This window comes from Celeribacter neptunius, from assembly GCF_900113955.1.
GTDB classification, from domain to species: domain Bacteria; phylum Pseudomonadota; class Alphaproteobacteria; order Rhodobacterales; family Rhodobacteraceae; genus Celeribacter; species Celeribacter neptunius.
In genome coordinates this window covers 997,692-1,022,206 of sequence record NZ_FORH01000001.1, presented here as the reverse complement: position 1 = coordinate 1,022,206, position 24,515 = coordinate 997,692, and the positions used below count along the sequence as shown (strand labels likewise).

20 protein-coding genes, 1 tRNA gene and 1 pseudogene are annotated in these 24,515 nt (G+C 62.1%); 16 read left to right on the top strand and 6 right to left on the bottom strand.

The features are described 5' to 3' along the window. Window positions 1-50: 50 nt before the first annotated feature. From BM151_RS05010 to BM151_RS04990, 5 genes are all read left to right on the top strand, one after another. Window positions 51-3,188, top strand: a complete 3,138-nt coding sequence (locus tag BM151_RS05010; protein ID WP_177213024.1) for a methyl-accepting chemotaxis protein — start codon at window positions 51-53, stop codon at window positions 3,186-3,188. 71 nt (window positions 3,189-3,259) lie between these two features. Then, window positions 3,260-4,294 (top strand): protein-glutamate methylesterase/protein-glutamine glutaminase, encoded by a 1,035-nt coding sequence (locus BM151_RS05005; RefSeq protein ID WP_090058414.1) that lies wholly within the window; start codon window positions 3,260-3,262, stop codon window positions 4,292-4,294. Next, window positions 4,291-4,824: a chemotaxis protein CheD gene (locus BM151_RS05000; protein WP_090058412.1), complete on the top strand. Its 534-nt coding sequence runs from the start codon at window positions 4,291-4,293 to the stop codon at window positions 4,822-4,824. The genes BM151_RS05005 and BM151_RS05000 overlap by 4 nt, the downstream gene beginning before the upstream one ends. A gap of 180 nt (window positions 4,825-5,004) precedes the next feature. After that, on the top strand, window positions 5,005-5,229 hold the full coding sequence (locus tag BM151_RS04995) for an RND transporter (protein WP_090058408.1): 225 nt from the start codon (window positions 5,005-5,007) through the stop codon (window positions 5,227-5,229). A 249-nt stretch (window positions 5,230-5,478) separates the two neighbouring features. Continuing rightward, window positions 5,479-7,014, top strand: coding sequence for an alkaline phosphatase D family protein (locus tag BM151_RS04990; protein WP_090058403.1), 1,536 nt, complete (start codon window positions 5,479-5,481; stop codon window positions 7,012-7,014). Window positions 7,015-7,105: 91 nt separating this feature from the next. Here BM151_RS04990 and BM151_RS04985 read toward each other — a convergent pair whose 3' ends face one another. Next, window positions 7,106-8,503, bottom strand: coding sequence for a dipeptidase (locus BM151_RS04985; protein WP_090058399.1), 1,398 nt, complete (start codon window positions 8,501-8,503; stop codon window positions 7,106-7,108). 264 nt (window positions 8,504-8,767) lie between these two features. On the opposite strand from BM151_RS04985, the gene hemA reads away from it, so the two are divergent. The 5 genes and pseudogenes from hemA to BM151_RS04965 all read left to right on the top strand — a co-directional run bounded on the left by hemA (window position 8,768) and on the right by BM151_RS04965 (window position 12,838). Then, a complete protein-coding gene (hemA, locus tag BM151_RS04980; protein WP_090058396.1) occupies window positions 8,768-9,997 on the top strand; it encodes a 5-aminolevulinate synthase in 1,230 nt (409 codons plus the stop codon). Between the two features lie 110 nt (window positions 9,998-10,107). Continuing rightward, window positions 10,108-10,359: pseudogene (locus BM151_RS22000) on the top strand (helix-turn-helix domain-containing protein); the annotation flags it as partial. Window positions 10,360-10,422: 63 nt separating this feature from the next. Next, on the top strand, window positions 10,423-11,322 hold the full coding sequence (locus BM151_RS04975) for a DUF4115 domain-containing protein (RefSeq protein WP_425429533.1): 900 nt from the start codon (window positions 10,423-10,425) through the stop codon (window positions 11,320-11,322). A 129-nt stretch (window positions 11,323-11,451) separates the two neighbouring features. Further along, window positions 11,452-12,579: a flavodoxin-dependent (E)-4-hydroxy-3-methylbut-2-enyl-diphosphate synthase gene (gene ispG / locus BM151_RS04970; protein WP_090058388.1), complete on the top strand. Its 1,128-nt coding sequence runs from the start codon at window positions 11,452-11,454 to the stop codon at window positions 12,577-12,579. A gap of 52 nt (window positions 12,580-12,631) precedes the next feature. Beyond that, window positions 12,632-12,838, top strand: coding sequence for a DUF6500 family protein (locus BM151_RS04965; protein WP_245781097.1), 207 nt, complete (start codon window positions 12,632-12,634; stop codon window positions 12,836-12,838). Window positions 12,839-12,918: 80 nt separating this feature from the next. Here BM151_RS04965 and BM151_RS04960 read toward each other — a convergent pair whose 3' ends face one another. Next, complete coding sequence (locus BM151_RS04960) at window positions 12,919-13,686, bottom strand: DsbA family protein (RefSeq protein ID WP_090058380.1); 768 nt, start codon at window positions 13,684-13,686, stop codon at window positions 12,919-12,921. 5 nt (window positions 13,687-13,691) lie between these two features. Further along, entirely contained in the window at window positions 13,692-15,008 is a 1,317-nt protein-coding gene (locus BM151_RS04955; protein ID WP_090059207.1) for a M48 family metalloprotease, read from the bottom strand. A 103-nt stretch (window positions 15,009-15,111) separates the two neighbouring features. Here BM151_RS04955 and BM151_RS04950 point away from each other — a divergent pair, with 103 nt between their 5' ends. From BM151_RS04950 to BM151_RS04940, 3 genes are all read left to right on the top strand, one after another. After that, the gene (locus BM151_RS04950) at window positions 15,112-16,251 is read left to right on the top strand and encodes a pyridoxal phosphate-dependent aminotransferase (protein WP_090058377.1); all 1,140 of its coding nucleotides are present in this window, start codon (window positions 15,112-15,114) and stop codon (window positions 16,249-16,251) included. A gap of 111 nt (window positions 16,252-16,362) precedes the next feature. Next, window positions 16,363-17,592: an N-acetylmuramoyl-L-alanine amidase gene (locus BM151_RS04945; protein ID WP_090058373.1), complete on the top strand. Its 1,230-nt coding sequence runs from the start codon at window positions 16,363-16,365 to the stop codon at window positions 17,590-17,592. A gap of 79 nt (window positions 17,593-17,671) precedes the next feature. Continuing rightward, window positions 17,672-18,091 carry a GFA family protein gene (locus BM151_RS04940; protein WP_218151320.1) on the top strand — a complete coding sequence of 140 codons (420 nt, stop codon included), beginning with the start codon at window positions 17,672-17,674 and terminating at the stop codon, window positions 18,089-18,091. A gap of 78 nt (window positions 18,092-18,169) precedes the next feature. On the opposite strand, the gene BM151_RS04935 is transcribed toward BM151_RS04940, so the two are convergent. Both BM151_RS04935 and BM151_RS04930 read right to left on the bottom strand, forming a co-directional pair. After that, on the bottom strand, window positions 18,170-18,811 hold the full coding sequence (locus tag BM151_RS04935; protein ID WP_090058369.1) for a ZinT family metal-binding protein: 642 nt from the start codon (window positions 18,809-18,811) through the stop codon (window positions 18,170-18,172). 166 nt (window positions 18,812-18,977) lie between these two features. After that, window positions 18,978-19,586 (bottom strand): class I SAM-dependent methyltransferase, encoded by a 609-nt coding sequence (locus tag BM151_RS04930; protein ID WP_090058366.1) that lies wholly within the window; start codon window positions 19,584-19,586, stop codon window positions 18,978-18,980. 319 nt (window positions 19,587-19,905) lie between these two features. Here BM151_RS04930 and BM151_RS04925 point away from each other — a divergent pair, with 319 nt between their 5' ends. The 3 genes from BM151_RS04925 to BM151_RS04910 all read left to right on the top strand — a co-directional run bounded on the left by BM151_RS04925 (window position 19,906) and on the right by BM151_RS04910 (window position 23,958). Continuing rightward, on the top strand, window positions 19,906-22,419 hold the full coding sequence (locus tag BM151_RS04925; RefSeq protein ID WP_090058363.1) for a penicillin-binding protein 1A: 2,514 nt from the start codon (window positions 19,906-19,908) through the stop codon (window positions 22,417-22,419). 908 nt (window positions 22,420-23,327) lie between these two features. Beyond that, complete coding sequence (locus BM151_RS04915) at window positions 23,328-23,585, top strand: YjhX family toxin (RefSeq protein ID WP_090058355.1); 258 nt, start codon at window positions 23,328-23,330, stop codon at window positions 23,583-23,585. 115 nt (window positions 23,586-23,700) lie between these two features. Next, window positions 23,701-23,958: a GNAT family N-acetyltransferase gene (locus tag BM151_RS04910; protein ID WP_143093039.1), complete on the top strand. Its 258-nt coding sequence runs from the start codon at window positions 23,701-23,703 to the stop codon at window positions 23,956-23,958. 426 nt (window positions 23,959-24,384) lie between these two features. On the opposite strand, the gene BM151_RS04905 is transcribed toward BM151_RS04910, so the two are convergent. Then, a tRNA-Ser gene (locus BM151_RS04905) sits at window positions 24,385-24,474 on the bottom strand. Between the last annotated feature and the right edge of the window lie 41 nt (window positions 24,475-24,515).

The window sequence follows — 24,515 nt, the reverse complement described above, 5'->3', positions numbered from 1 at the left end:
CCACGCATCTGCCACCCGAAGATGTGAGTTATGAGGCCAGGAGAACAGAAATGAAGGTTTTTAGTCGGATCAAGTTGGCCCAGAAATTGCCCGCGATCATGATCGCTCTGACAGTCTTGACCATCGCGATCTCGAATGTCGTGTCCTACCGCAACGCGTCGAAAGCGCTCTTGGCCGAGTCGCAAGAGGCGCTTCTCACCGTGGCCGAGGCGAAATCTCTGGAGCTTCAGAGCTGGCTCGACGGTCTCGACGTCGATCTGCTCAGCCAGGCGGACAACCCGGCCGTGCTTTCGGCAGTGCGCGGGTTCGAAGAATCCTGGCTGGCGCTCGAGGGGGATCGCAGCGGCTATCTCAAATCCTGGTACATCGACAAGAACCCGAATGAACTTGGTCGGAAAGACGAGCTCGAATATGCCGCCGACGGATCGGCCTACAGCCAGGTTCACAAGCTCTACCACGACTATTTCCGCAAGCTCGCCAAGGACAAAGGCTATTACGACGTCTTCCTGTTCTCGAGCACGGGCGACCTGCTCTATACCATGGCCAAGGAACAGGATTACGCGACCAACTTTGTCGATGGTGAATATGCCGACAGCAATCTCGGTGCGGTGGTGCGCTCTGCCCTCGCCGCGACCGCGCCCCGCAGCTTCTTCGCCGATTTCACCCATTACGCACCGTCCAATGGCGCGCCGGCCGCCTTCCTGGCTGCGCCGGTTCTGGATCGCCGCGGCGAGACCCGCGGTGTGATCGCCATTCAGCTTCCGACGGAACGGGTCGACATGATCACCACCCGTTCGACCGGGCTCGGCCGGACCGGCGATGCCTATATCGTGGGCGAGGACATGTTGCTGCGCTCCAACACCATCCACGGCAATGGCGATGATATTCTCCACACCGCGATGGATGAGGCCTCTTCTCACAATGTCATCGCCGGGGAATCCGGGGTGATGCGCGAGATGGACGTCAACGCCGAGACCGGCCACGATCATGAGCAGATGGCAGCCTATGTGCCGGTGCGCACGCATGGTGTGAAATGGGGGCTCGTGGTCGAACAGACGATCGACGAGATCCTCGAACCCGCCACGCAACTGGCGAAGACCATCGCCATCCAGGGCGCGGTGATGACCCTGATCGTGGCCGTTCTGGCCTATTTCATCGCCCGCGCGATTTCCAAACCGCTGACCCGTGTCGAAGCCGCGATGCGCACCGTGTCCGAGGGCGATTACAGCGTCGAGGTTCCCGGTATCGAACGGGGCGACGAGATCGGTCAGATCGCCACGGCGCTCGACGATTTCCGCCATGCGCTCGGCCGCGCCGAACAGGCCACCAGCGACGGCCTGTTCAAGGGGTCGGCGTTCGAAGGCTCCTCGGCCTCGCTGATGATGATCAATCGGGATTTCGAGATCACCTATATGAACGCGGCGGTGCGCGACCTGATGAAGCTGCACGAAGACACCTTCCGCCAGATGTTCCACGATTTCAATGCAGACGAGATCGTCGGCAAGAATATCGACATCTTCCACAAGGAGCCCGGTCGGATCCGCACGATCCTGTCGGATCCCGCCAAGATGCCGTTCTCGACGGATATGAAAGTCGGTGACGTGCATTTCGCCCTCGATGTGAATTCCGTGATCGATCACGACGGCGAGATGATCGGCTGTGTGATGGAATGGAAAGACGTGACCGATATCCGCACCAACCAGGCGGTGATCGAGGCGCTGGATGCCAACCAGGCCAAGGCCGAATTCAGCGTCGACGGCAAGATGATGCGCGCCAACGCGAATTTTGCCCATATGCTCGGGGTCGAGTCTGAGAGCCTGATCGACAAGCATTACGATGAGCTGTTCTCTTTCGACCCGACGCTGGCGAAAGAAAACGGGGCGGTCTGGGATCGTCTGCTCAATGGCGAAAGCGTGCATGGCCGTTTCAAACTGCTCGACACCGAAGGCAACACCTCGGTTCTGGACGGCACGTTCAATGCGGTGAAAGACAGCTCCGGGCGGCCGTTCCGGATCATCGTGATCGGCTCCGACATCACCGAAAGCCAGGCGGCTCTGGTGATCGCCGAGGCCGAGCGCGAGCGCATGGTCGCGGAACAGAACCGCGTGGTCGACGGTCTTCGTGTCGGTCTCAAACGTCTGGCCGATGGCGATCTGACCTCGCGGATCGACGAGAAATTTGCCGCCGAATACGAGACCTTGCGGGCGGATTTCAACGACGCGATCGGCAATCTGCTCAATGCCATGCGCAACGTGGTCGAGAATGCCGACATGATCCGTGGCGAGGCCTCCGAGATCTCGAATGCCGCCGATGATCTGTCGCGCCGGACCGAGAAACAGGCGGCAACGCTGGAAGAGACGGCAACCGCGCTCGACGAGCTGACCACCTCGGTGCGTTCGGCTGCCGAAGGGGCGAAACAGGCCTCCGACATGGTCGACACGGCCAAGGCCAATGCCGAAGCCTCCGGTATGGTGGTTCAGGAAGCGGTTGAGGCGATGGGCCAGATCGAGACCTCCTCGACCCAGATTTCGAAAATCACCTCGGTGATCGACGATATTGCCTTCCAGACCAACCTCCTGGCGCTGAACGCAGGTGTCGAGGCGGCACGGGCCGGCGAGGCGGGACGCGGCTTTGCCGTGGTGGCCTCCGAAGTGCGCGCATTGGCGCAACGCTCCTCGGAAGCGGCGCGCGAGATCAACGAGCTGATTTCCAAATCCGGCACGCTGGTGAAACGCGGTGTGGGGCTTGTCGGCGAGACCGGCGACGCGCTGCGCGGCATCGTCGCCTCGGTCACGGAAATCTCCGCCAATGTCTCCGAGATCGCCGTGTCCGCGCGCGAACAGTCTTCCGGCCTGGCCGAGATCAACGCTGCGGTCAACCAGCTCGATCAGGTGACGCAACAGAACGCCGCCATGTTCGAGGAAACCACGGCGGCCAGCCATTCGCTGACCCGTGAGGCCGAAAACCTGAATGCGACAACGTCGAAATTCTCCATCGGCGCGGTGACGGGCACGGTTCCGACACAGGCCCCGGTGAAGGTCGAGGTCAAGAAAATGTCGGCCCCGAAAGCTTCCAACGCTCCGGCGCCTTCGGTTCCCGTGGCCGAACGCGAACCGGTCAAACAGGTGGTCAATGCGCCCATGGTTTCCGCGCCGCCGGCCGCCGAAGATGACTGGGAAGATTTTTGAGAACAGAGCGGAGGGGCGCTCGTCCGCCCCTCGCGATGTCTCTGTGTCTCATGAAGTAAAGGGAGATTGGTTTGAAACCGATTCGAGTTTTGATCGTTGATGATTCCGCCACGATGCGGCGCCTCATCCGTTCCATTTTGGAAACCGATACCCGGTTGAAAGTGGTGGCCGAGGCCGGCACGGCACGCGAGGCGCGCGATGCGGTGAACGAGCATCGCCCCGATGTCATGACGTTGGATGTCGAGATGCCGAACATGAGCGGCCTGGAATTTCTCGATCGGTTGATGCGCCACCGTCCGATGCCGGTGGTCATGGTCTCGACCCTGACCCGCAAAGGCAGCGATGTCGCGGTCGAGGCGATGTCTCTGGGGGCGGTGGATTGCGTTGAGAAACCCACCCGTGGCGATGGCGCCGACAATTTCTCGAAACTGGCCGAGACTGTTTATGTGGCCGCCCATGCGCGGATCAACGGCCCCCGCCCGAAGCTGAAACGCGCGGCCCCCGTCACCAATCGCCGGTTCCATCGCATTTGTCTTTTGGGGGGCTCCACCGGGGCGGTGGACGCGATCGAGCGGGTGCTGCAGGTCTTCCCGGCGGATTGCCCACCGACACTGATCACCCAGCACATGCCGGCGCCCTTTCTGATGAGTTTCGCCTCGCGACTCGACCAGCTGGTGCGACCGCATGTGACGCTCGCCCGCGATGGCGCGACGCTGAAAGCCGGGCAGGTGATGATCGCGCCGGGCGGGGACTATCATCTCAATCTCGAGGGGACGATCGATCTGCGGGTGAAGCTGCACAAAGGCCCGTTGGTCTCCGGGCATCGTCCCTCGGTCGACTCGATGTTTTCCTCCGCGGTGGAGGTGGCGCCCCGGGTGGCGGCGGGCATCCTGACCGGCATGGGGCGCGACGGTGCCGCTGCGATGCGCGAACTGCGTGCCGCCGGGGCCCGCACCCTGGGACAGAGCAAAGAGACCTGTGTTGTCTTTGGCATGCCGCGTGTCGCCGCCGAGCTGGGCGGTGTCGAGGAATGGGCCGATCTGGATCAGTTCGGAGAGGAAATGCTCCGCCTCTGCGAGGTTCCCGCAAAAGTGAGGGCGCTATGACAACCATTTCGGAAAAGCAGACCCACGGGGCCAAGACCTATATCGCCCAGGGAGAATATGCGATCTCCTCAGAGGAGGGGGCGGTGATCTCGACCATTCTCGGCTCCTGTGTGGCGACCTGTCTTTGGGATCCGGTGGCGAAACTCGGGGGGATGAATCATTTCCTCCTGCCGAAAGGGCCGCCCTCGCGCGCCGATGTGAGTTCCTTTGGTGCCAATGCCATGGAGCTTCTGATCAATGCGCTCATTCGCGCGGGCGCGGTGCGCGAGCGGCTCCGCGCCAAGGTCTTTGGCGGGGCTGAAATGTACAAGGGCCTGACCAACGCCGGCAATCAGAACGGGCTTTTCGTGCTGTCCTATCTCGAACGCGAAGGCATCCCCTGCGACGGTCAGAGCCTTGGCGGAACACAGGCGCGCCGGGTCGAGTTCGTGCCGGCCCTTGGCAAGGCGCGACAGAAACTGGTCGAGGATTCACATATCGTGGAAACCGTCCCGGCGCCGGAAAAGAGCCACGATCTGGAGTTGTTCTGATCTCTGTTTTTGCTGTGATCTCCGGGATGTGCAGCCCTGTGTTGCGGCATTGGTCGCACCGGGCCTCGCGGCCAGGTCGCGCGCCTGTGAAAGGTCCCGTGAAAGGCCTGATGAAAGGTCTGGCGGATCTGCGGCATATCGTCCCTTGGTGCGGGACCGGAAACCGGTCAGGTATGCGCAATGAAATTTATTGATTCGCTTCCCCTGTCGACCTTCCTGCTGGCGGCCTTGACGCTCGGCCTGGCGCCCTTCATGCCGGAACCGCACATCTGGGAAAAGCTCAAGATGCTGGCCGACGGCACCCTGTCCCGCCCGATCGATATTTTCGATCTGGTCTTCCATGGTGCGCCCTGGATGCTTCTGGCGCTCAAGCTCCTGCGGGGTGCAGGGAGCTCTGAAGAGTGAGGCCGGCGATCCCGTGCCTCTTTGTGGCGGCCAGAGGGATATCCTGAGCAGACATCCTAGGCGGACATCCTGAACAGAGATGGGCTGCGACCGGGGCGCCACGAAGGATTTCGTCATGAAACTGTGTGCGAAATTTTATCTTTCGGAAAAATAACTGACACAGAGCCGGGCGAGACTGTGCGCTGTCGGGATGTCCCGGCGTCCATCGAACGCAACTATTCAACGCACATAGCTATCTCGGAGACCCTCATGTCCATCCGTCTTACGCGCCGTCAGGCGCTCGCCGGGGGCGCCGCCCTTGCCGGCTCCCTCGCCATGCCCGCTCTGTCCCGCGCCGCAACCCGTCCGCTGATCACCCATGGGGTGCAATCCGGCGATGTCGCCCATGATGGCGCGATGATCTGGGCCCGCGCCGATCGCGAAGCGCAGATGATGGTGGAATGGTCCACCACCGAGAATTTCACCCATGTGAACCGGGTACAGCCGCTCGCCATCGGCGACACCTCGGATTTCACCGGCAAGATGCTGCTCGAAGGCCTGCCGTCGGATCAGGACATCTTCTACCGCGTGACCATGGCCGATCTGTCGGATGTGAACAGCTTGTCCGAGCCGACGGTGGGGCATTTCCGCACCGCGCCCGGCGCGATGCGCGACATCTCCTTTGTCTGGTCGGGCGACACCGCCGGTCAGGGCTGGGGCATCGACGAGTCCCGCGGCGGCATGACCACCTATGCGACCATGCTCAAACACCGTCCGGATTTCATGATCCACTCAGGCGACACGGTCTATGCCGATGGCCCGCTCAAGGCCGAGGTCGAGCTGAAAGACGGCACGATGTGGAAGAACGTGCTGGTCGAAGAGAAATCCAAGGTCGCCGAGACGCTCACGGAATTCCGTGGTCAGCATCTCTACAACATGCTCGACAAGAATGTCCGCGCCTTCAACGCCGACGTGCCGGTGCTCTATCAGTGGGACGACCACGAGGTCACCAACAACTGGTACCCGAATGAAGTCTTCTCGAGCGACGATCGCTACACGGAAAAATCGGCACAGAAACTCTTTGCCCGTTCGGCGCAGGCCTTCTTTGAAATGTACCCGATCCGGGTCAATGCCGCCGAGCCGAAACGCGTCTATCGCAAAGTCGCCTACGGCCCGATGCTCGACGTGTTTTTCCTCGATATGCGCACCTATCGCGACGACAATGACGGCAACCGTCAGCCCGATCCGCGCAATTTCCTAGGTGCCGAACAGCTCGCCTGGCTCAAGGCCGAGCTGGCGGCTTCGAAAGCCACCTGGAAAGTCATCGCCGCCGATATGCCGATCGGCATGATCGTGCGCGACGGCAAGGAAGCCTATGAGAACATGGCCAATGGCGACGGTCCGGTGCTGGGCCGCGAGTTCGACATTGCCGAGGTGCTGTCCTTCATCAAACACGCCAAGATCCGCAACACCGTCTGGCTCACTGCCGATGTGCATTACACCGCCGCGCATCACTACAGCCCGGATCGCGCCGAGTTCCAGGATTTCGATCCGTTCTGGGAATTCGTCTCTGGCCCGCTGCACGCCGGCACCTTTGGTCCGAACGAGTATGACAACACCTTCGGCCCGAAGGTCGAATTTGCCAAGGCGCCGCCGGAAGGCGAGGTCAACCTGCCGCCGTCGGATGGCTATCAGTTCTTCGGCAAGGTCGACATCAATGCCGCCGATCAGGTGATGACCGTCTCGCTTCTCGATGCCGCCGACACCGTGCTCTGGTCGACGGATCTGGAACCGGTCTTCGCCTGAGCAAAGGCGCTATGAACAAGAAGCCCCGCCGGAGCGTTCCGGCGGGGCTTTTCATCTGTCAGAGGGCAGGGGCCGTAGGTCCCCCGCGTCCTCAGGCTTTCGACACGGCGTCGAGAATGCGCGCCCAGGAGCGGATGCCCTTGTGGAAATTCTTCAGCCCGTATTTCTCATTCGGGCTGTGAATGCGGTCGTCGTCATCGGCATAGCCCACCAGCATCGAGTCGAGTCCCAGAATGGTGGTGAAGAACCCGGCGATCGGGATCGAACCGCCCATGCCGGCAAACACCGCCTCGCGGTCCCATTCATTGGAAAGCGCCTGACGCGCTGCTTCGAACTCGGGCCGCGCGGTGTTCATCACCGCCGCCGGGGAGCCGTCGAGATCCTGATTCCAGGTCACTTTCGCATCTTTTGGCAGTCGGGATTCGACATGGGCGCGCAGGTTCTCGCGGATCGCATCCGGGTCCTGTGTGCCCACAAGGCGACAGGTGATCTTGCAATGCGCCTCGGAGGGGATCACCGTTTTGGTGCCCGGGCCCTGATAGCCGCCCCAAAGCCCGTTGATTTCGAGCGTCGGGCGGGCCCATTGCTGTTCCAGCGTGCTGTAGCCGGCCTCGCCATGGGATTCGCTCATGCCGACGCCGGAGAGATAGTCCTCTTCGTCGAAGCCGCAGCCTTTCCATTGCTCTAGGATCTCCGCCGGCACCTCTTCGACACCGTCATAGAAATCCTTGACGGTCACGCGGCCGTTCTCGTCGTGGAAAGAGGCAACGATGTTGGAAATCTCGCGCAGCGGATTGAGCGCCGGGCCGCCGTAATGGCCGGAATGCAGGTCCATGGTCGGGCCGGTGAGCGTGAACTCATCCTTGAGCATGCCGCGCAGCTGGCTGCAGATCGAGGGCACGCCCGGCGCCACCATCGAGGTGTCGCAAATCAGCGCCAGATCGGCCTTGAGCCGGTCCTTGTTGGCCTCCATGAAGGGGATGAGCGAGGGCGAGCCGCTTTCCTCTTCGCCTTCGAAGAAGAAGGTGATGGTGCAGGGCATCTCACCATGTTCCGCGATCCAGGCGCGGCAGGCCTCGACAAAGGTCATCAGCTGGCCCTTGTCATCCGAGGCACCGCGACCGCGGATCACCTTGCCGGTGTCGCGGGTCTCGATGAAGGGCGCAAACGGGTCGTGGTCCCAAAGGTCAAGCGGATCAACCGGTTGCACGTCATAGTGGCCGTAGAACAAGAGATGCGGTGCGCCGCTGTCCTGTTTCGGGCCGATCTTGCCATAGACCATCGGGTGACCCGGGGTCTCGCAAAGCTCGGCCTCGGCGCCCAGGGATTTCAGATCTGCGACCAGCCATTCAGCGGCCTTGAGGCAATCGGCCTTGTTGGCCGGGTCTGTGGAGATCGACGGAATACGCAGAAGCGTCATCAAACGGTCGAGAGAGGCATCGAGATCGGCGTCGATGCGAGAAAGCACCGGGGCGAGACGTGTGTTCATTATCGGAAACCTTTGGGGTAGCTCGGGTTGTTTTGTCGCAGCTTACGCCGATCACATCTGGTGTCCAGAGGAGCGGGGTGGCTTGACATAAATCATTCTGAAAGGGTTTCTATCCGGCATAAGAAGGCATGGGCATTTCAAGGAAAATGCAGCCTATAGAGGTCTCCTGACGGTTATTATCTTGTGAATCGTGAATATGAGTCGCAATTTTCGTTTTATGCCGTTAAAAGAGGCAGACCTGAGACGCGCGAAAGGAACAACACGGTGGACTACACGGCGAAGCTTGAGGACGCACTTCAACGACTGCACGATGAGGGGCGCTATCGCACCTTTATCGATATCGAGCGCAAACGCGGTCAGTTCCCGCACGCCACCTGGACCAAGCCCGACGGCACCGAGCACCCGGTGACGGTCTGGTGCGGCAACGACTATCTCGGCATGGGCCAGAACCCGGTTGTTCTCGAGGCCATGAAGGAAGCGGTCGACGCCACCGGCGCCGGTTCCGGCGGCACCCGCAACATTTCCGGCACCACCGTCTATCACAAACGTCTCGAGGCCGAGCTTGCCGATCTGCATGGCAAGGAGGCGGCGCTGGTCTTCTCCTCGGCCTATATCGCCAATGACGCGACGCTCTCGACCCTGCCGGTGCTCTTTCCCGGTCTGATCATCTATTCCGACGAGCTGAACCACGCTTCGATGATCGAAGGCATCCGCCGCAACGGCGGGGCCAAGCGAATCTTCCGCCACAACGATGTCGCGCATCTGCGCGAGCTTCTCGCCGCAGAGGACCCGGAAACCCCGAAACTCATCGCATTCGAGTCGGTCTACTCGATGGATGGCGACTTTGGACCGATCAAGGAAATCCTTGATCTCGCTGACGAATTCAATGCGCTCACCTATATCGACGAGGTCCATGCCGTGGGCATGTACGGGCCGCGCGGCGCCGGTGTCGCCGAGGCGCAGGGCCTGATGGATCGCATCGACATCATCAACGGCACGCTGGGCAAGGCCTTTGGCGTGTTCGGCGGCTATATCGCCGCGAGCGCGAAAATGTGTGACGCCGTGCGCTCTTACGCGCCGGGCTTCATCTTCACCACCTCGATCCCGCCGGCAATTGCCGCCGGGGCCGCCGCCTCCATCGCCTTCCTGAAAGGTGAGGGCGGGGTGAAACTGCGCGAAGAGCATCAGACCCAGGCGAAAATCCTCAAGATGCGCCTCAAGGGGCTCGGCCTGCCGATCACCGACAACGGCTCTCACATCGTGCCGCTGATCGTGGGTGATCCGAAACACACCAAGCTGATGTCCGACATGATGCTCGACCAATACGGCATCTATGTGCAGCCGGTGAATTTCCCCACCGTGCCGCGTGGCACCGAACGGCTGCGGTTTACCCCGTCGCCGGTGCACGGGCCGAAGGAAATGGATGCGCTGGTTCATGCTTTGGATGAACTTTGGAGCCATTGTGCGCTGAATCGTGCCGAATTGGCCGGGTAGACAAGATATCTGCTGTGCGCTGCCTTTGAGCCTGTGGTAACAATTTTTCAAGGACTCCCGGCGAATCGTAAGGGAGTCCATTGGGACAGGACCAACTTGGGGCAGAGCGTATGATCAGGCGGTGGAGCAAACCACCTGTCGAGGAACAGGAACATCCTCGCGGTTTTGACGATTTCGAGCTGCGGCTTGGCGATGTCATGCGCGGGGAACGGGCCACCGTCGGCAAATCCCTTCTGGATGTGCAACGCGAGCTGAAGATCAAGGCGACCTATATCGCCGCGATCGAGAATGCCGATCCCTCTGTTTTCGAGACCCAGGGCTTTATCGCCGGCTACGTCCGCTCCTACGCCCGCTATCTCAATCTCGACCCGGAATGGGCTTTCGCGCGATTTTGCGAGGAAAGCGGCTTTTCGGTCGCCCATGGCATGTCGCCGCAGGCCTCGACCAAACGCACCGTGGCAGATGGCAAATCCGCCACCAAGGCGCCGGTCAAGGACCCCTTTGCCGATCCCAACGCCACGTTCGTGCCGCGCGGGCAGGGGCTGATGGCGCGGATCGAGCCGGGTGCGCTCGGCTCCACGGCTGTGCTGCTCGCGCTTTTGGGCGTGATCGGCTATGGCGGCTGGTCGGTGTTGCAGGAAATTCAAAAGGTCAAGCTGGCCCCCGTGGATCAGGCCCCCGGCGTGATCTCGGAAGTGACGCCGCTCGACGAGGGCGGCACCACCGTGGCCGCGCTCGATGAGGGTCTCAACCTGGCCACTCCTTCCGCCGAGGCGCTGGACCGTCTCTATCGCCCGCAGGCGCTCGATGTGCCGGTGCTGGTGCCGCGCGATGGCCCGATCGCCTCGCTCGACCCGCGCACCGTCGGCGCGCTGGCCGGCGAAGGTCTGGCGGCCGAACGCGAACATCGCCTCGATGACATGTCGAGCATGATTGCCGAGGTGGCGCTTGCCGACGCGACCGAGGATGCGACCGTTCAGGTCACCGCCGGGGATGCGCCGGAACTGGCGCTTGTCGCCGTGCGCCCGTCCTGGGTGCGGGTACAGGCCGCCGATGGCTCCGTGCTGTTCGAAAAGATCCTCGATGCCGGCGAAAGCTATGTCGTGCCCGCCATGGACAAGACCCCCGTGCTGCGCACCGGAAATGCCGGTGGCGTCTATTTCGCGGTCAATGGTCAGGCCTATGGTCCGATCGGGGCCACCGGCTCGGTGGTCAAGAACGTCGCGCTCTCGGTGGCGGAAGTCTCTGACGCCTTCTCGCCGGTCGATCTGGCACAGGATGACACGGTGGCCGAGGCCTTCCGCGTCGCCCAGAACGCCGAATAGGCCCGGGCCTCCGGTTCAATCGATTTTTCAGCTGTGAAACCCGGATGAGCGGGCGGGCGAAGCTTGCTCCCGCGGCCCTGCCGTCCTATCTAGGGCACAAGCGAAACCGGCACTGCCAAAGAGGCTCCCATGTCCCACAACCCCATTCGTCCCTGGCGCAATATCGACCGCCGTGAGAGCCGCAAGATCTGGGTCGGGAATGTGCCGGTGGGGGGCGACGCGCCGATCACGGTGCAGACCATGACCAACACGCTGACCCATGACGTCAAGGCCACTCTGGATCAGATCATCCGCGCTGCCGAAGCCGGCGCCGATATCGTCCGGGTCTCCGTGCCGGACAAGGACAGCTCCGCCGCGCTCAAGGAAATCTGCCGCGAGAGCCCGGTGCCGATCGTCGCCGACATCCATTTCCATTACATGCGCGGCATCGAGGCGGCCGAGGCGGGGGCGGCCTGTCTGCGCATCAACCCGGGCAATATCGGCGACGAGAAACGCGTCAAGGAAGTGCTCAAGGCGGCGCGCGATCACAATTGTTCGATCCGCATCGGCGTCAACGCCGGCTCTTTGGAAAAACATCTGTTGGAGAAATATGGCGAGCCATGCCCCGACGCCATGGTCGAGAGCGGCATGGATCATATCAAGATCCTCGAAGACAACGATTTCCACAATTTCAAGATCTCGGTGAAAGCCTCCGACGTCTTCATGGCCTCCGCCGCCTATCAGCAACTGGCCGAAGCCACCGATGCGCCGATCCATCTCGGCATCACCGAGGCCGGCGGTCTGATGTCCGGCACGATCAAATCCGCCATCGGTCTCGGACAGCTGTTGTGGATGGGCATCGGCGATACGCTGCGCGTGTCTCTGTCGGCCGATCCGGTGGAAGAGGTCAAGGTCGGCTACGAGATCCTCAAATCCCTCGGGCTGCGCCATCGCGGGGTGAATATCATTTCCTGTCCGTCTTGTGCGCGCCAAGGCTTTGACGTGATCAAGACGGTGGAGGAGTTGGAACGCCGGCTCGAACATATCAAGACGCCGATGAGCCTTTCCATTATTGGCTGCGTGGTCAACGGACCGGGCGAGGCGCTGATGACCGATGTCGGCTGGACCGGCGGCGGCGCGGGTCATGGCATGGTCTACCTGGGCGGCGCGCAGTCCCATAAAATGTCAAACGACAGCATGATCGAGCATATCGTCGAACAGGTCGAGAAGAAGGCCGCGGAGCTGGATGCCGCCGCCACGCAGGACGCCGCCGAGTGACTGGGATCGGTCAGGCCGGGCGAGTGCCAGATGGGGCTCAATGAGAGCGGATTTGAGAGCCAAGGCCATCGCGGTCTGCAATGAGAAGATCGTGAAAAAGGGCGAGGGCGTCGGTCTGTCCTTCTACGCCTTCTTTGCCAACAAGAATGACGATCCGGAGCTGCTGATGGAAGCGGCGGAATGGTGGATCCGAACGCATGAGCTGGATCATTTTGAGAAGGCGGTGAAGATCCGCGATATGATCGCCTCCGGGCTTTAAGGCGGTCGTCCCTCAAACCGCCAAAGAAAAACCCCGCCTAATCGGCGGGGTTTTGTCATTTGGGGGCGTGAAAGGTCGTCTCAGCGGTTCTTGCGCACTTCGGCGACGATCTCGACCATGGCGTCATAGGGCACATAGCCGCGCAGCATCTGATCGCCGAGGATGAACCCCGGGGTGCCGGTGACCTGCAGTGCGGTGGCGAGCTGATGGTTCTGGGCGAGGATCGCGGTGACCGGATCGCTGTCCATCTCGGCAAAGACCGGATCGGCATCGATCTCGAGCGATTTGGCGAGACGGCGCAGCGCGGCCTCGTTGATGTCGCCGCGGGCCTGCATCAACTCGTCATGCACCTTGAGATAGGCCTCGTTGCCGACGACCAGCTTGGTCGCCACGGCGAAGCGCGAGGCCAGAACCGAAGCTTCGCCCAGGATCGGAAATTCCTTGACGATCAATTTGATATTGCCGTCTTTTTCCAGCAGCGCGTGAACATCCGGATAGGCTTTCTTGCAATAGCCGCAGCGGTAATCGGAGAACTCCACGAGCACGAGATCGCCGTCCGGGTTGCCATAGACCGCGTCATTCTCGTCATTGTAGATCACCTCGGCATATTGCGCGATGAGATCGGCGTCATTGGCGACCTGTTGCTGTTCCTGACGCTGTTGATAGACATCGACGGCTTCCATCAGCACTTCCGGGTTGTCGAGAAGATAGGCGCGGATCTCGGCACGGAAGGCCTCGCGTTCGGCATCCGACATGTCAGAAATGTCAAAGGCGTTTGCCGCAAGCGCGGTGGAGGCGGTCAGAAGCGCCGCACACCCGAGGCGGGCAATGGCTTTGGCAAAAGGCATATGGTCTATCTCCGTTTCAGGGCCTGTTCAGCCGCGTCTATCACATCTTGCGCCCGGTTCCACCCAACAGTTCCGTGACCCAAGGCCGCAGAGGCACGTTTTGCCAGAGGCAGCGCGGCTTTGAAGTCGCCGCGCAACACATGCGCCTCGGCGGCATTCAAGGCCGCCATCCCTTCGTTGCCGGATTTGGCATAGGCGCTGGCGAGATGGCGCAAAAGCAATGTGTCATAGGGATCGCGGCCGCGCGCCGCCTCCAGCGCCTTGATCGCCCGCGGCAGATCGGCACTTTGCCCACGCGCCAGAAGCGCCCGGCCCAGGCCCGACTGGATCTGGGCATTCGAGGGCGCCATCGCGGCGGCGCGGCCATAGGCCGAGACCGCGGCGCCGAATTGCCGGTTCTCCAACAGGATCTGGCCTTGCAACTCGGCATAATAAGGGTCTTTCGGGCGCGCCGCGACCAGCCTGTTGATCGTGGCGATCGCTTCGTCGGGCTTCGGCTGCCGATGGAGCGCCACGGCGCGTCGCATCAGCCCGATATCGGAGCTGTCCGAGGGCTTGACCCGGCGCAGCGTGTAAGACGGCGGGCGGATGAACGCCTCGAGCTTGCCGCGCGCCCGGGCGTACCAATACTCGGCCTCTCCGTCCGGCGGGTTCGCGGCGGGTGTGGCGGCGACATAGCCCTTGAGCGCCCGCATCCGCTCGCGCGACAAGGGATGCGTGCGGGTGTAGGGATCTTGCCGCTGGGTCGAGAGCACCTCCTGACCGCGAAACATGTCAAGAACGTCGAGCATCGCCTGCGGCGGCACGCCGGCGCGGGCCATGTAGCGGATGCCGGCCTGATCGGCGGAGGCCTCCTGCGCCCGTGTGTGACCATTCAGGACCCGTGCGGCCGAGCCGGAGATGCCCATGGCCAGCCCGGCGGCGGCCTGACCATTGCCGGTGCTTGCGATCACCGCGCCGGAGAGCAACAGCCCCAGCCCGGCGACGGTCGAGGCGGTTTTCGCCTGGCCATAGCGCTGGGTGATATGCCCGCCGGTGATATGCGCCACCTCATGGGCGATCACCGCCTGCAGTTCGGCCGCACTGTCGAGCCGCAAGAGCAGCCCGGAATGGATGAACACATGCTGATTGTCGGCGACGAAAGCGTTGGGCTGATCGTCGTCGATGATGATGATCCGGACGCGGCGGCTCGACAGGCCGGCGGCGTCAAAGATCGGCCCGGCCAGACGCGAGAGCGCATATTCGATGTCCGGATCGCGCAGGATACCCTTGGCGCTGGCGGCCAGCGGCAGCGCGAGCAGCGTCATGATGATGAGGGTCATGCGGAGGACCATGGGTGCACAGGCCCTGCGCAGGCTTCGCCACATTGCATTTCCTTTCGTGGACTGGCATGGGTTGCCAGAAGATAATCACAGGATTTGCCCCATGAAAACCTCCCGCCGCTCGGTCGTCGATCCCTTCATCGTGATGGATGTGATGGAGGCGGCCCGTGCCGCCGAGGAGGCCGGGCGCCATATCATCCATATGGAAGTGGGCCAGCCCTCGACCGGCGCGCCGTCCAAGGCCCGCGCCGCGCTCGCCAAGGCGATGGAGGAGGGACCTCTGGGCTATACCGTGGCGCTCGGCCTGCCGGAGCTGCGCAAGGCGATCGCCGGGCTGTACAAGGATTGGTACGGGGTGGACCTCGATTGGCAGCGGGTGGTGATCACCCCGGGCTCCTCGGGGGCTTTCATCCTTGCCTTTACCGCACTGTTTGATGCCGGCGCCAAGGTCGGCATGGGCGAGCCGGGCTACCCGTCCTATCGTCAGATTCTCTCGGCGATGAACATCACCCCGGTGGGCATCCAGACGCAGATGGAAAACCGTCTGCAACCGGTGCCTGGTGAGATCCCCGACGGGCTCGACGGCATGATCGTGGCTTCCCCCGGCAACCCCTCGGGCACCATGTTGGGCCGTGAGGAAATGGGCGCGCTGATCAAGGCCTGTCATGACAAGGGCATCGCCTTCATCTCCGACGAAATCTATCACGGTATCCAATACGAGGGCCGGGCGGTCACCGCGCTCGAGCTTTCCGACGATGTCTATGTGATCAATTCGTTTTCGAAATTCTTCTCGATGACCGGCTGGCGCATCGGCTGGATGGTGGTGCCCGAGGATCACGTGCGGGTGATCGAACGTATCGCGCAGAATTTCTTTCTCTGCCCGCCGCATGCCTCGCAGGTCGCCGCGCTCGGCGCGCTGGAGGCGCGGCAGGAATGTCAGCAGATGGTTGATGTCTATGGCGAGAACCGTGCGCTGATGCTCGAGACATTGCCGAAGATCGGCTTCGACAAGATCGCGCCGCCGGACGGGGCCTTCTATATCTACGCGGATGTCTCGGCCTACACAGAAGACAGCAAGGCGTTCTGCGACGAGATCCTCGAGAAGGCCGGCGTGGCCGTCACCCCCGGCGTGGATTTCGATCAGAAACGCGGTGCGCAGATGCTGCGGTTTTCCTACGCGCGTTCGACCGAGGACATAAGCGAAGGGCTCAAACGGCTCGAGGCCTTCATGGCAGGTCGGTGAGGTCGCCGGCGGGTTTCGGGCAATCCGGAGCAAAGCCCATGGGCAAATCTCACCGGACAGAGTAGGGTTCAGGCAACAAAGGCCGGCAAACGGCCCAGCCATGAGGATCGCATGCAGTTTTTCAGAACCGTTTTTTTGTTGATCGCGCTCTCTCTCTCGCAACCGCTGCACGCGCAGGGCCAAAATCCCGGCATGACCGCGCTGGCGCGGGCCGACAGCGCCGCCTCGGCGCTGGTCGATCAGGGCGACAGTGTCGAGATGATGCTCCGGCTGTCGCAGCCGGTGCCGTTCCGGATCTTCACCCTGACCGAGCCGCGGCGCATGGTCGTGGATTTCGCCGAGGTCGACTGGACCGGGTTCGATGCGCAGGCCTTCAACACGTCCGAAGGCATACTCGACCTGCGGGTCGGCGGTTTCACCCCCGGCTGGTCGCGCATGGTGCTGGATCTCGCCGGGCCTTACCGATTGGTCCACGCCCAAATGGCGCGCGATGACAAGGGCGCGGTGCTGACACTCAATCTCGACCCGGTGGCCTCGGACGAATTCGCGCTCGGGGCCGGCACGCCGCCCGATGCCCAGCTGGTGCGGCCCTCGGGTGAGGGGACGGCGCGGCCTGCGCCGGTGCGCAGATTCGGCGAAGGGCCGCTGCGCGTCGTGCTCGACCCGGGACATGGCGGCATCGATCCCGGGGCCGAACGCGACGGGGTCCGGGAGGCCGATCTGATGTTGACCTTCGCCCGCGAGCTGCAAGAGGTGCTGCGCCGTTCCGGCCGGTTCGAGGTGACGCTGACCCGCGATGCCGATATGTTCGTGCCGCTGGAAACCCGGTTGACGCTGGCCCGGCAAGCCGGGGCCGATGTCTTTATCTCGCTCCATGCCGATGCGATTTCCGAGGGCCGGGCCGAGGGGGCGACGGTCTACACCCTGGCGGATCGTGCCTCGGATGCCGCTTCGCGCAAGCTGGCCGAACGTCATGACCGCTCCGATCTCCTGGCCGGGGTCGATCTCACCGGGCAGGATGACGTGATCGCCAAGGTGCTGATGGACATGGCCAGGACCGAGACCTCTCCGCGCACCGATCGTCTCGCCGACAGTCTGGTGTCGCATCTCGAAGAGAGCGTCGGCATGCACAAGCGCCCGCGGCTCGAAGCCGGGTTCTCGGTGCTGAAATCGGCGGATATGCCCTCGGTGCTCTTGGAGCTGGGCTTCTTGTCCTCGGCCAAGGACCGCGGCAAGCTGATGGATGCCGACTGGCGCACCAAGGCCGCTGGGGCGGTGCGCGATGCGCTTTTGTCTTGGGAGGAAGAAGAGCGGGCGGTGATGGAAAAGCTGCGCAAATGAGCCGAAATATCGGCCGCATGACGCGATGAACAAGGATCGATGAACAGGGATCTGTGAAAAGGAGCGAAAGATGCCGTAAGTGAAACACCCCCATCAAGGGGCCTGCCATTGTGGTGCGGTCCAGTTCGAGGTGGAACTCACCGACGGGGTCAACACGGCGCGGCGCTGTAGCTGTTCCTTTTGCCGGATGCGCGGGGCGGTGGCGGTCTCGGCGCCGCTGGACGGCCTGCGCATCCTCAAGGGCGCCGACAAGCTGACGCTCTATCAGTTCAACACCGGAACCGCGAAACACTACTTTTGCTCGGTCTGCGGCATCTACACCCACCACCAGCGACGGTCGAACCCCAATCAATACGGGGTCAACGTGGCCTGTCTCGACGGCATGAGCCCGTTCGATTTCGAAGAGCTGACGGTCGAGGACGGGGTCAATCATCCCTCGGATGGCCGGACCGGGTCGGGCATCGCCGGAATTCTGCGGTATTCCAAGTCAGAAGGCTGAGCCCCCGGGGCCCCGGGCGCCGGATGGCTCCCGGAGGTGTGGTTTGCCGTGCTCAGCGCGGCTGCAATCGATCTGCGGTCAATGTGCGAGCATGTCGGAGACGATCTGCGCGTCACTGTGGTCGGACGGGAAATAGGTCGGCCAGTTGCTCAATTCCTGGAGCACAGCGGCACGATCATCGCCCCAATAGAGGTGGTAATGATCGGCTTTCGACGGGAAAATGCGATGGTCACTGAACTGGATATACCGTGGTGCCGCGGTCGCGCCCCCGGTCTTCTCAAAGATGAACCGGACGCCGCGATTGCCCTTGGCATAGGTCAGAACCTCATAGCCATCGCTTGCGTAATCCGCCGTGGTGGCCACGCCGTCACGGTAGAAGGTGACCGTCTCACCCTCGATGGTGATGCGTGCGACATCCGTGGCATAGCCCTTGGTGTAATACGCTTTGTAGGCATCGGCGCTTTTGTCTCCGGTCTCGGCCTTGTGCGCCATCACGGGATCGAGCGTACCGTCGATCACAAGCGGGTAGACGGAGCGCCAATCGCCCTGCCAATCGGACAGATCGCGATCCGCGACCTGACTGTCCTCGAAATAGCCGTCGTAAATGTCTGAGCTGGCCGCGTGGCTATGCTCATGGCTGTGATCATCGGCCTGCGCGCCACAGCTCAAGAGCGCGGCCACGGAGGCGATGGCCAGAGGGCGGAAGAATGCGGTTTGCATTGGGGTCAATTCCTCGTTTTGTTATGTTATCACGTAACGATTCGCGACCTTAGGGAAGGAAGGCCGGCGAGGCAATGACGTTTCTGCCGTTTCTGCCATGCGGGGAACGGGGCGGGACGCGGGGCGCGGTGCCCCGGTGAGGGTAGAAGGCGAAGGGCCGAAAGGGTCAGGCGGATTTGCGGGCGAGCCAGACCGAGTGGCCGGTGCACTCCGGGTCTTCGGGGGTAAAACGGATCACTTCAATGCCCTGTTCGGCCATGAGGGCGCGGTATTCGTCGGGCGACAAGGACGCGTGATAGACGCTTTCCTCTTCGACCCGGCCGATGGCCTCGCCGGCATCCGGCCCCGAGGTGAACAGAAGCACGCCGCGCGGGGCGAGATGTCGGGCGAATGTGGCGAACATGGCGCGCTGATCCTCGGCGGAGAGGTGAAAGAACGAATCCCACGCGATCACCGCATCGAAGGTTTCGCCAAGATCGAGCCCGCGCATATCGGCGTGCATGGCCCGCGCCCGCGGCAGGTTCGCCTGAAACAGTGCCACCATCGCCGCGGCGCCGTCGACGCCGGTGATCTCACAGCGCCGGTCCGACAGGTATTGCGCGATCGGCCGGCCCGAACCGCAGCCGAGATCGAGCACATGGCGTTTGCCGTCCCGCTGTGGCGCATGGTTGATCAGCCGGTCGAGCCAGGGCCGTTCGAACAGGGTCTTTTGCCGGGCCAGGTCGAAAGCGCGGGCCTGACGTTCATAGGTGGCAAGAATGTTCTCGGGTGTCATGGCGAAAGTCTTTTGCGATTGGTCCGAGGCGCCGAAAGCAAATGCCCGAGGCCCCGAGCATATGATTGTTGCGCCGCGTTCTTCCGAAAATCTGCGAGTCAGAGTGTTCGCAAAACGCTTTAGGCAGATAGGCGGTGGCGCGGGGCAGGGCAAGCGCCCCTGTTCACATCGGGATCACGGGCGGCGTCTTTCTGCTCACATTTGCGCGCGAAGCGGGCCGGGAGGTTTTGACCATGACGGCGGGGCTGTATAAGGAGAGGCAAGCCGTGCGCCTCGATCGCGAGTCAGCGCGGAATTTTGGTGTGGGAAAGGCTCGTCAGTGCTCAGATTTATCCTCTCGTTCTTCGGCACGATTTTTTCGTGGGTCACCACCGGTCTGTTCCTGGCGGCGCTGGTGATCGGCGGTGTGTTCTGGATGTACGGGCGCGACCTGCCGAACCATGAGGCGCTGGCCCAGTATCAGCCGCCGACGATTTCGCGGATCTATTCCGGCGAGGGCAAGATCATCGACGAATTCGCCCGCGAACGTCGCCTCTACACCCCGCCCGAGGAAATTCCGGATCTGGTGAAACATGCGTTCATCTCCGCCGAGGACAAGAATTTCTACCACCACAAGGGCTATGACCTGCGCGGCATGGTGGCGGCGGCACTGACCGCGGCGCAGGGCGGGCCTTTGCGCGGCGCCTCGACGATCACCCAGCAGGTGATGAAGAACTTTCTTCTCTCCTCGGAGCGCTCGGCGGAGCGCAAGATCAAGGAGCTGATCCTGGCGACCCGTCTGGAGCAGACCCTGAGCAAGGACGAGATCCTCGGCCTCTATCTCAACGAGATCGATCTCGGCGTGCGCTCCTTCGGGGTGACGGCCGCGGCGCAGAGCTATTTCAACAAGACCCTGTCGGAGCTGACGCCTGAGGAAGCGGCCTTCCTCGCGATCCACCCGAAGGCGCCTTATTCCTACAATCCCGCGAAGAATTACGATGGCGCCCTGACGCGGCGCAATTTCGTGCTGCGCGAGATGTACGAGAACGGCTATCTGACGCAGGCGGCCTATGAAACGGCCCGCGAACAGCCGATCAAGACGGTGCAGACCGGCGACTATCCGAGCTACCGCGAGAGTCTTCCGACCCGCGATTACTTCACCGACGAAATCCGCCGCCAGCTGTCGAAGAACTTCGGCGAAGAGGAATTCTTCGAAGGCGGCCTGTCGATCCGCGCCACGATTGACCCGGAGATGCAGACCAACGCGGCGCATGCGCTTCAGAAACGGCTTGAAGAGCTGGACCGCAGCCTCGGCCAATGGCGTGGCACGGGCAAGACCATCGAGCTGGCCAGCCTGGACGATGACACATGGGAAGCGGCCCTGGCCGAGGTCCGCGTGGCCCGCGATGTGACGCTCGACGGCAAATGGTACGTCGGTGCGGTGAACGCGGTGGGCGACAGCGCGCTCACGGTGCTGGTCGAGGATGGCATTGGCGAGGTCTCCGTCCCGCGCGAGGACATCAAATGGATGCGCGGCTCGTTCAGGGACAATTTCAGCCGTGGCGACGTGGTCCATCTCCGCCGCATGACGACGGGCGACAATGGCCAAGGCGATCTCATCCGCTGGTCGCTGCGCCAGGTGCCGGAAGTGCAGGGCGGCTTCATGGCCATGGACGTGAACACCGGCCGTGTCCTGGCGATGCAGGGCGGGTTTTCCTATCAGAACTCGGTGTTCAACCGGGCGACACAGGCGACGCGCCAGCCGGGCTCGAGCTTCAAACCCTTCGTCTATGCGGCAGCGCTCGACAGCGGGTTCACCCCGGCGACGATCATCGTCGATGCGCCGATCGAGGTGAACACGCCGCAGGGCGTCTGGCGGCCGAAGAACGCCTCGCGCAAATTCTACGGTCCGACCCCGCTGCGCACCGGGATCGAGCAATCGCGGAACCTGATGACCATCCGTCTCGCACAGGAGGTCGGTATGGATGTGGTTGCGGGCTATGCCGAACGTTTCGGGGTCTATGACCATATGGGGCAATATCTCGCCTCCGCGCTCGGGGCCGAGGAGACCACCGTGTTCAAGATGGTCTCGGCCTATGCCATGTTCGCCAATGGCGGCGAGCGCGTCGAGCCGACGCTGGTCGACCGGGTGCAGGACCGCTATGGCCGGACGATCTACCGTCACGACCAGAGGGTCTGTGAGGAATGCGAGGTTGCCGCGCTCGAACCCGGCGTCGCGCCCAAGATCGTCGCCAACCGCGAGCGCATGATCAACGCGATCACCGCCTATCAGCTCACCTCGATGATGCAGGGCGTGGTGCAGCGCGGCACCGCCGCCGGCCGGGTCAACCTGCCGGTGCCTGTGGCCGGCAAGACCGGCACCACCAACGACGGCAAGGACGCTTGGTTCATGGGCTTTACCTCGAACATCGTCGCAGGGTGCTACATCGGTTACGACACGCCGCGGGCGATGCGCGGCGCCTCGGGCGGTGGCTATTGCGGGCCGGTGTTCAATGACTTCATGCAGGACGCGGTGAAGAAATATGGCGGTGGCAAATTCAAAGTGCCGCCGGGCGGCCATTTCATCAAGATCGACCGCTACACCGGCGCGCGCCTCTCCGACAGCGCCTCCGGGCCCAATGTGGTGGCGGAATATTTCCGCGACGGCGAAGAACCGGTGTTCGGCCTGATGTATGACGGCGGCTTTGCCATGGGCTCCGACCTGCCGCTGTTCCAGGGCGAGGAGAATGCCTCCGACGATGGTGATCGCGAGGTCCAGACCTCGACGGGGCGGGTGATCAAAGTGCCCAAGAAAGCCACGATCAATTCGCTGTCCTCCGGCGGGCTCTATTGAGCCGATCGGAAGGGCCTACATGCACCTGTGAGCCCACGGAGCTGCGGCGCCCCTGAGTGCGCTGCGCTTTGTGACCGCTGCCTCAAGTCCGACGGAAACGCGCCCCAGCGCCCGGCCTGAAACACGCCCGGCCTCAACTCCGCAGCACAGCTCAACGCGGCGCTGACGGTGTTGGAGGATGGGGACGCAATCCGCCCGATTGCACCGCCGCCAAATCCCAACGGAGGACGCCCCACGCGGCTCTTTGCGGTCAATCCAGCGCTCTTGGTAGGGCTGCCGTGAGTGTCTGGCTCGATGCCGCCCGACAGGGTCCGGGGGCGATGACAAAACTGACAAAACCGACAAAACCCAAATCCGGGCGGGAGGCCAGTCCGGGCGTTTCGGGGGAGGTTTTGTCAGTTAAGTCGGTTTTGTCAGAGGGGGTAAGGCTTGCCCCCTCTGATCTCTTTGAGCTCTGGGAAGAACGCGCCGCAATCCTGCAATTTGACGCCGGGATGTGCCGGGAGCGGGCGGAAAGCGAGGCCGCAAGGCGGCTCGGGTTGGCACTGTCTGAAACGCAGACATTGGTGGAGAGCGCGGCGAAAGCGAATTAAGAGCCCAAAATTGACGAACGCTGCATTGTGCGCGAATGTCCGGTTTGGGTGGTGTGTACTCCGGTATCAACTCGTAGATCCGCTCTCTGACCGCGCTTTGCCGCCCCGTTGATGTGACTACAGTTGCATTCTTTGAAGCTCGGATTTACATGGGGTCTAGAGCGGCAATTGCTGCTCTAGACGGAGATTTTATGCAAGAGACCCGGGCATAAGCCTGTTCCCGCCTCTAGGCACTGGGAACGCTTAATACCAAGACTGCTCACGCGGCACGCTGAGCGGCCTATTGTTGCATCTTCATGAAATCGAGACACTCAGTTGAACATCTCAAAACACGAACAGCGTGTTTTGCATGAACTCGCGCTCGGTGGAGCAATCCATTACGAGCGATACGAGAACGGCAAAATTCGCGATATCACCTGCTACACACGCGACGGGCATATCCTGACGGATTGCACGCTCCCGGTTTTCTTGCGGCTCAAAAAACGGCGCTTCATCCGCTCACAAAGCGGACGCCCATATCGGGCTTCAAAACTAGGGATTGAAGCGGTGCGTGCGCAGCTCAATCAACGATAATCTGCTAAATTGATCCACAGGAACAGACCATGGAATTTACGACTGAATACACAGACAAAGCCGATGCCATCATCGCGATGTTCTTCGACACCTTCGCCGCATCATCTTCACACGCATGACCTATGCCGATGATACGCGGACGGTGTTCATTCTTGCACCCGTGGCGGTGGCAACCGCTCAGCAGGGCAAAGGACTGGGGCAAAGATTGATCAGTCATGCCCTGCAAGCACTACTGGATCGTGAGGTGGATGTTGCCCTGACTTACGGCGACATCAACTTCTATTCAAAGGTGGGTTTCGCTCACATCACGAAGCCGACGCGCAACCACCCTTGCCGCTACGGTATCCGGAAGGATGGTTGGGACAGACCTTGAAGGCCGGGCCATTCGTCCCGCTGACAGGTCCATCGCGATGCGTTGGGCCACTTGAAGATCCAAACCATTGGTGACACAACAATAGGCGCAAGAAGGCATCCGGGCTGATAGCTCGGTTGCTTCCTCTTTGTTTAGAATGGCCAATCCGATAAGCAGCCGTTGGCGCATCCGCAGCGAAATGGCGCTCTGTCCGCATAGTGATCGTCAGCAGGTCGGCGACTGAATGTCGGCTCTAGCGCTGATCGGCAGTCTTTCAGTGACACGGGCCAAAATCAAAACACGCAACGCGCCGTCACGAAGCCCCGTGGTCGGCGCGTTGTTTTTGGAAAGTCCAAACTCAGGCACTGAATTCAAAAAGGGGACCCAAAGGGGGAACAGATTTCGCGGTGTCGCGAAAAACTGTTTAAATACCATACAGGGATGATGTGGCGGAGAGACAGGGATTCGAACCCTGGGTCCCCGTAAAGGGACAACGGTTTTCGAGACCGCCCCGTTCGACCACTCCGGCACCTCTCCGCGGGGGTCTGGGTAGCGGGGATTTATCGTTGTGGCGCGCC

Excerpts from the sequence above, each read along its gene's own strand:
- BM151_RS05000 (WP_090058412.1), top strand. The coding sequence starts at position 4,291 with ATGACAACCATTTCGGAAAAGCAGACCCACGGGGCCAAGACCTATATC.
- BM151_RS04975 (WP_425429533.1), top strand. The coding sequence starts at position 10,423 with ATGTCGCCGCAGGCCTCGACCAAACGCACCGTGGCAGATGGCAAATCC.
- BM151_RS04945 (WP_090058373.1), top strand. The coding sequence starts at position 16,363 with ATGCAGTTTTTCAGAACCGTTTTTTTGTTGATCGCGCTCTCTCTCTCG.
- BM151_RS05010 (WP_177213024.1), top strand. The coding sequence starts at position 51 with ATGAAGGTTTTTAGTCGGATCAAGTTGGCCCAGAAATTGCCCGCGATC.
- BM151_RS04955 (WP_090059207.1), bottom strand. The coding sequence starts at position 15,008 with ATGACCCTCATCATCATGACGCTGCTCGCGCTGCCGCTGGCCGCCAGC.
- ispG (WP_090058388.1), top strand. The coding sequence starts at position 11,452 with ATGTCCCACAACCCCATTCGTCCCTGGCGCAATATCGACCGCCGTGAG.
- BM151_RS04995 (WP_090058408.1), top strand. The coding sequence starts at position 5,005 with ATGAAATTTATTGATTCGCTTCCCCTGTCGACCTTCCTGCTGGCGGCC.
- BM151_RS04950 (WP_090058377.1), top strand. The coding sequence starts at position 15,112 with ATGAAAACCTCCCGCCGCTCGGTCGTCGATCCCTTCATCGTGATGGAT.
- BM151_RS04960 (WP_090058380.1), bottom strand. The coding sequence starts at position 13,686 with ATGCCTTTTGCCAAAGCCATTGCCCGCCTCGGGTGTGCGGCGCTTCTG.
- BM151_RS04910 (WP_143093039.1), top strand. The coding sequence starts at position 23,701 with ATGACCTATGCCGATGATACGCGGACGGTGTTCATTCTTGCACCCGTG.
- BM151_RS04930 (WP_090058366.1), bottom strand. The coding sequence starts at position 19,586 with ATGACACCCGAGAACATTCTTGCCACCTATGAACGTCAGGCCCGCGCT.
- BM151_RS04990 (WP_090058403.1), top strand. The coding sequence starts at position 5,479 with ATGTCCATCCGTCTTACGCGCCGTCAGGCGCTCGCCGGGGGCGCCGCC.
- BM151_RS04985 (WP_090058399.1), bottom strand. The coding sequence starts at position 8,503 with ATGAACACACGTCTCGCCCCGGTGCTTTCTCGCATCGACGCCGATCTC.
- BM151_RS04935 (WP_090058369.1), bottom strand. The coding sequence starts at position 18,811 with ATGCAAACCGCATTCTTCCGCCCTCTGGCCATCGCCTCCGTGGCCGCG.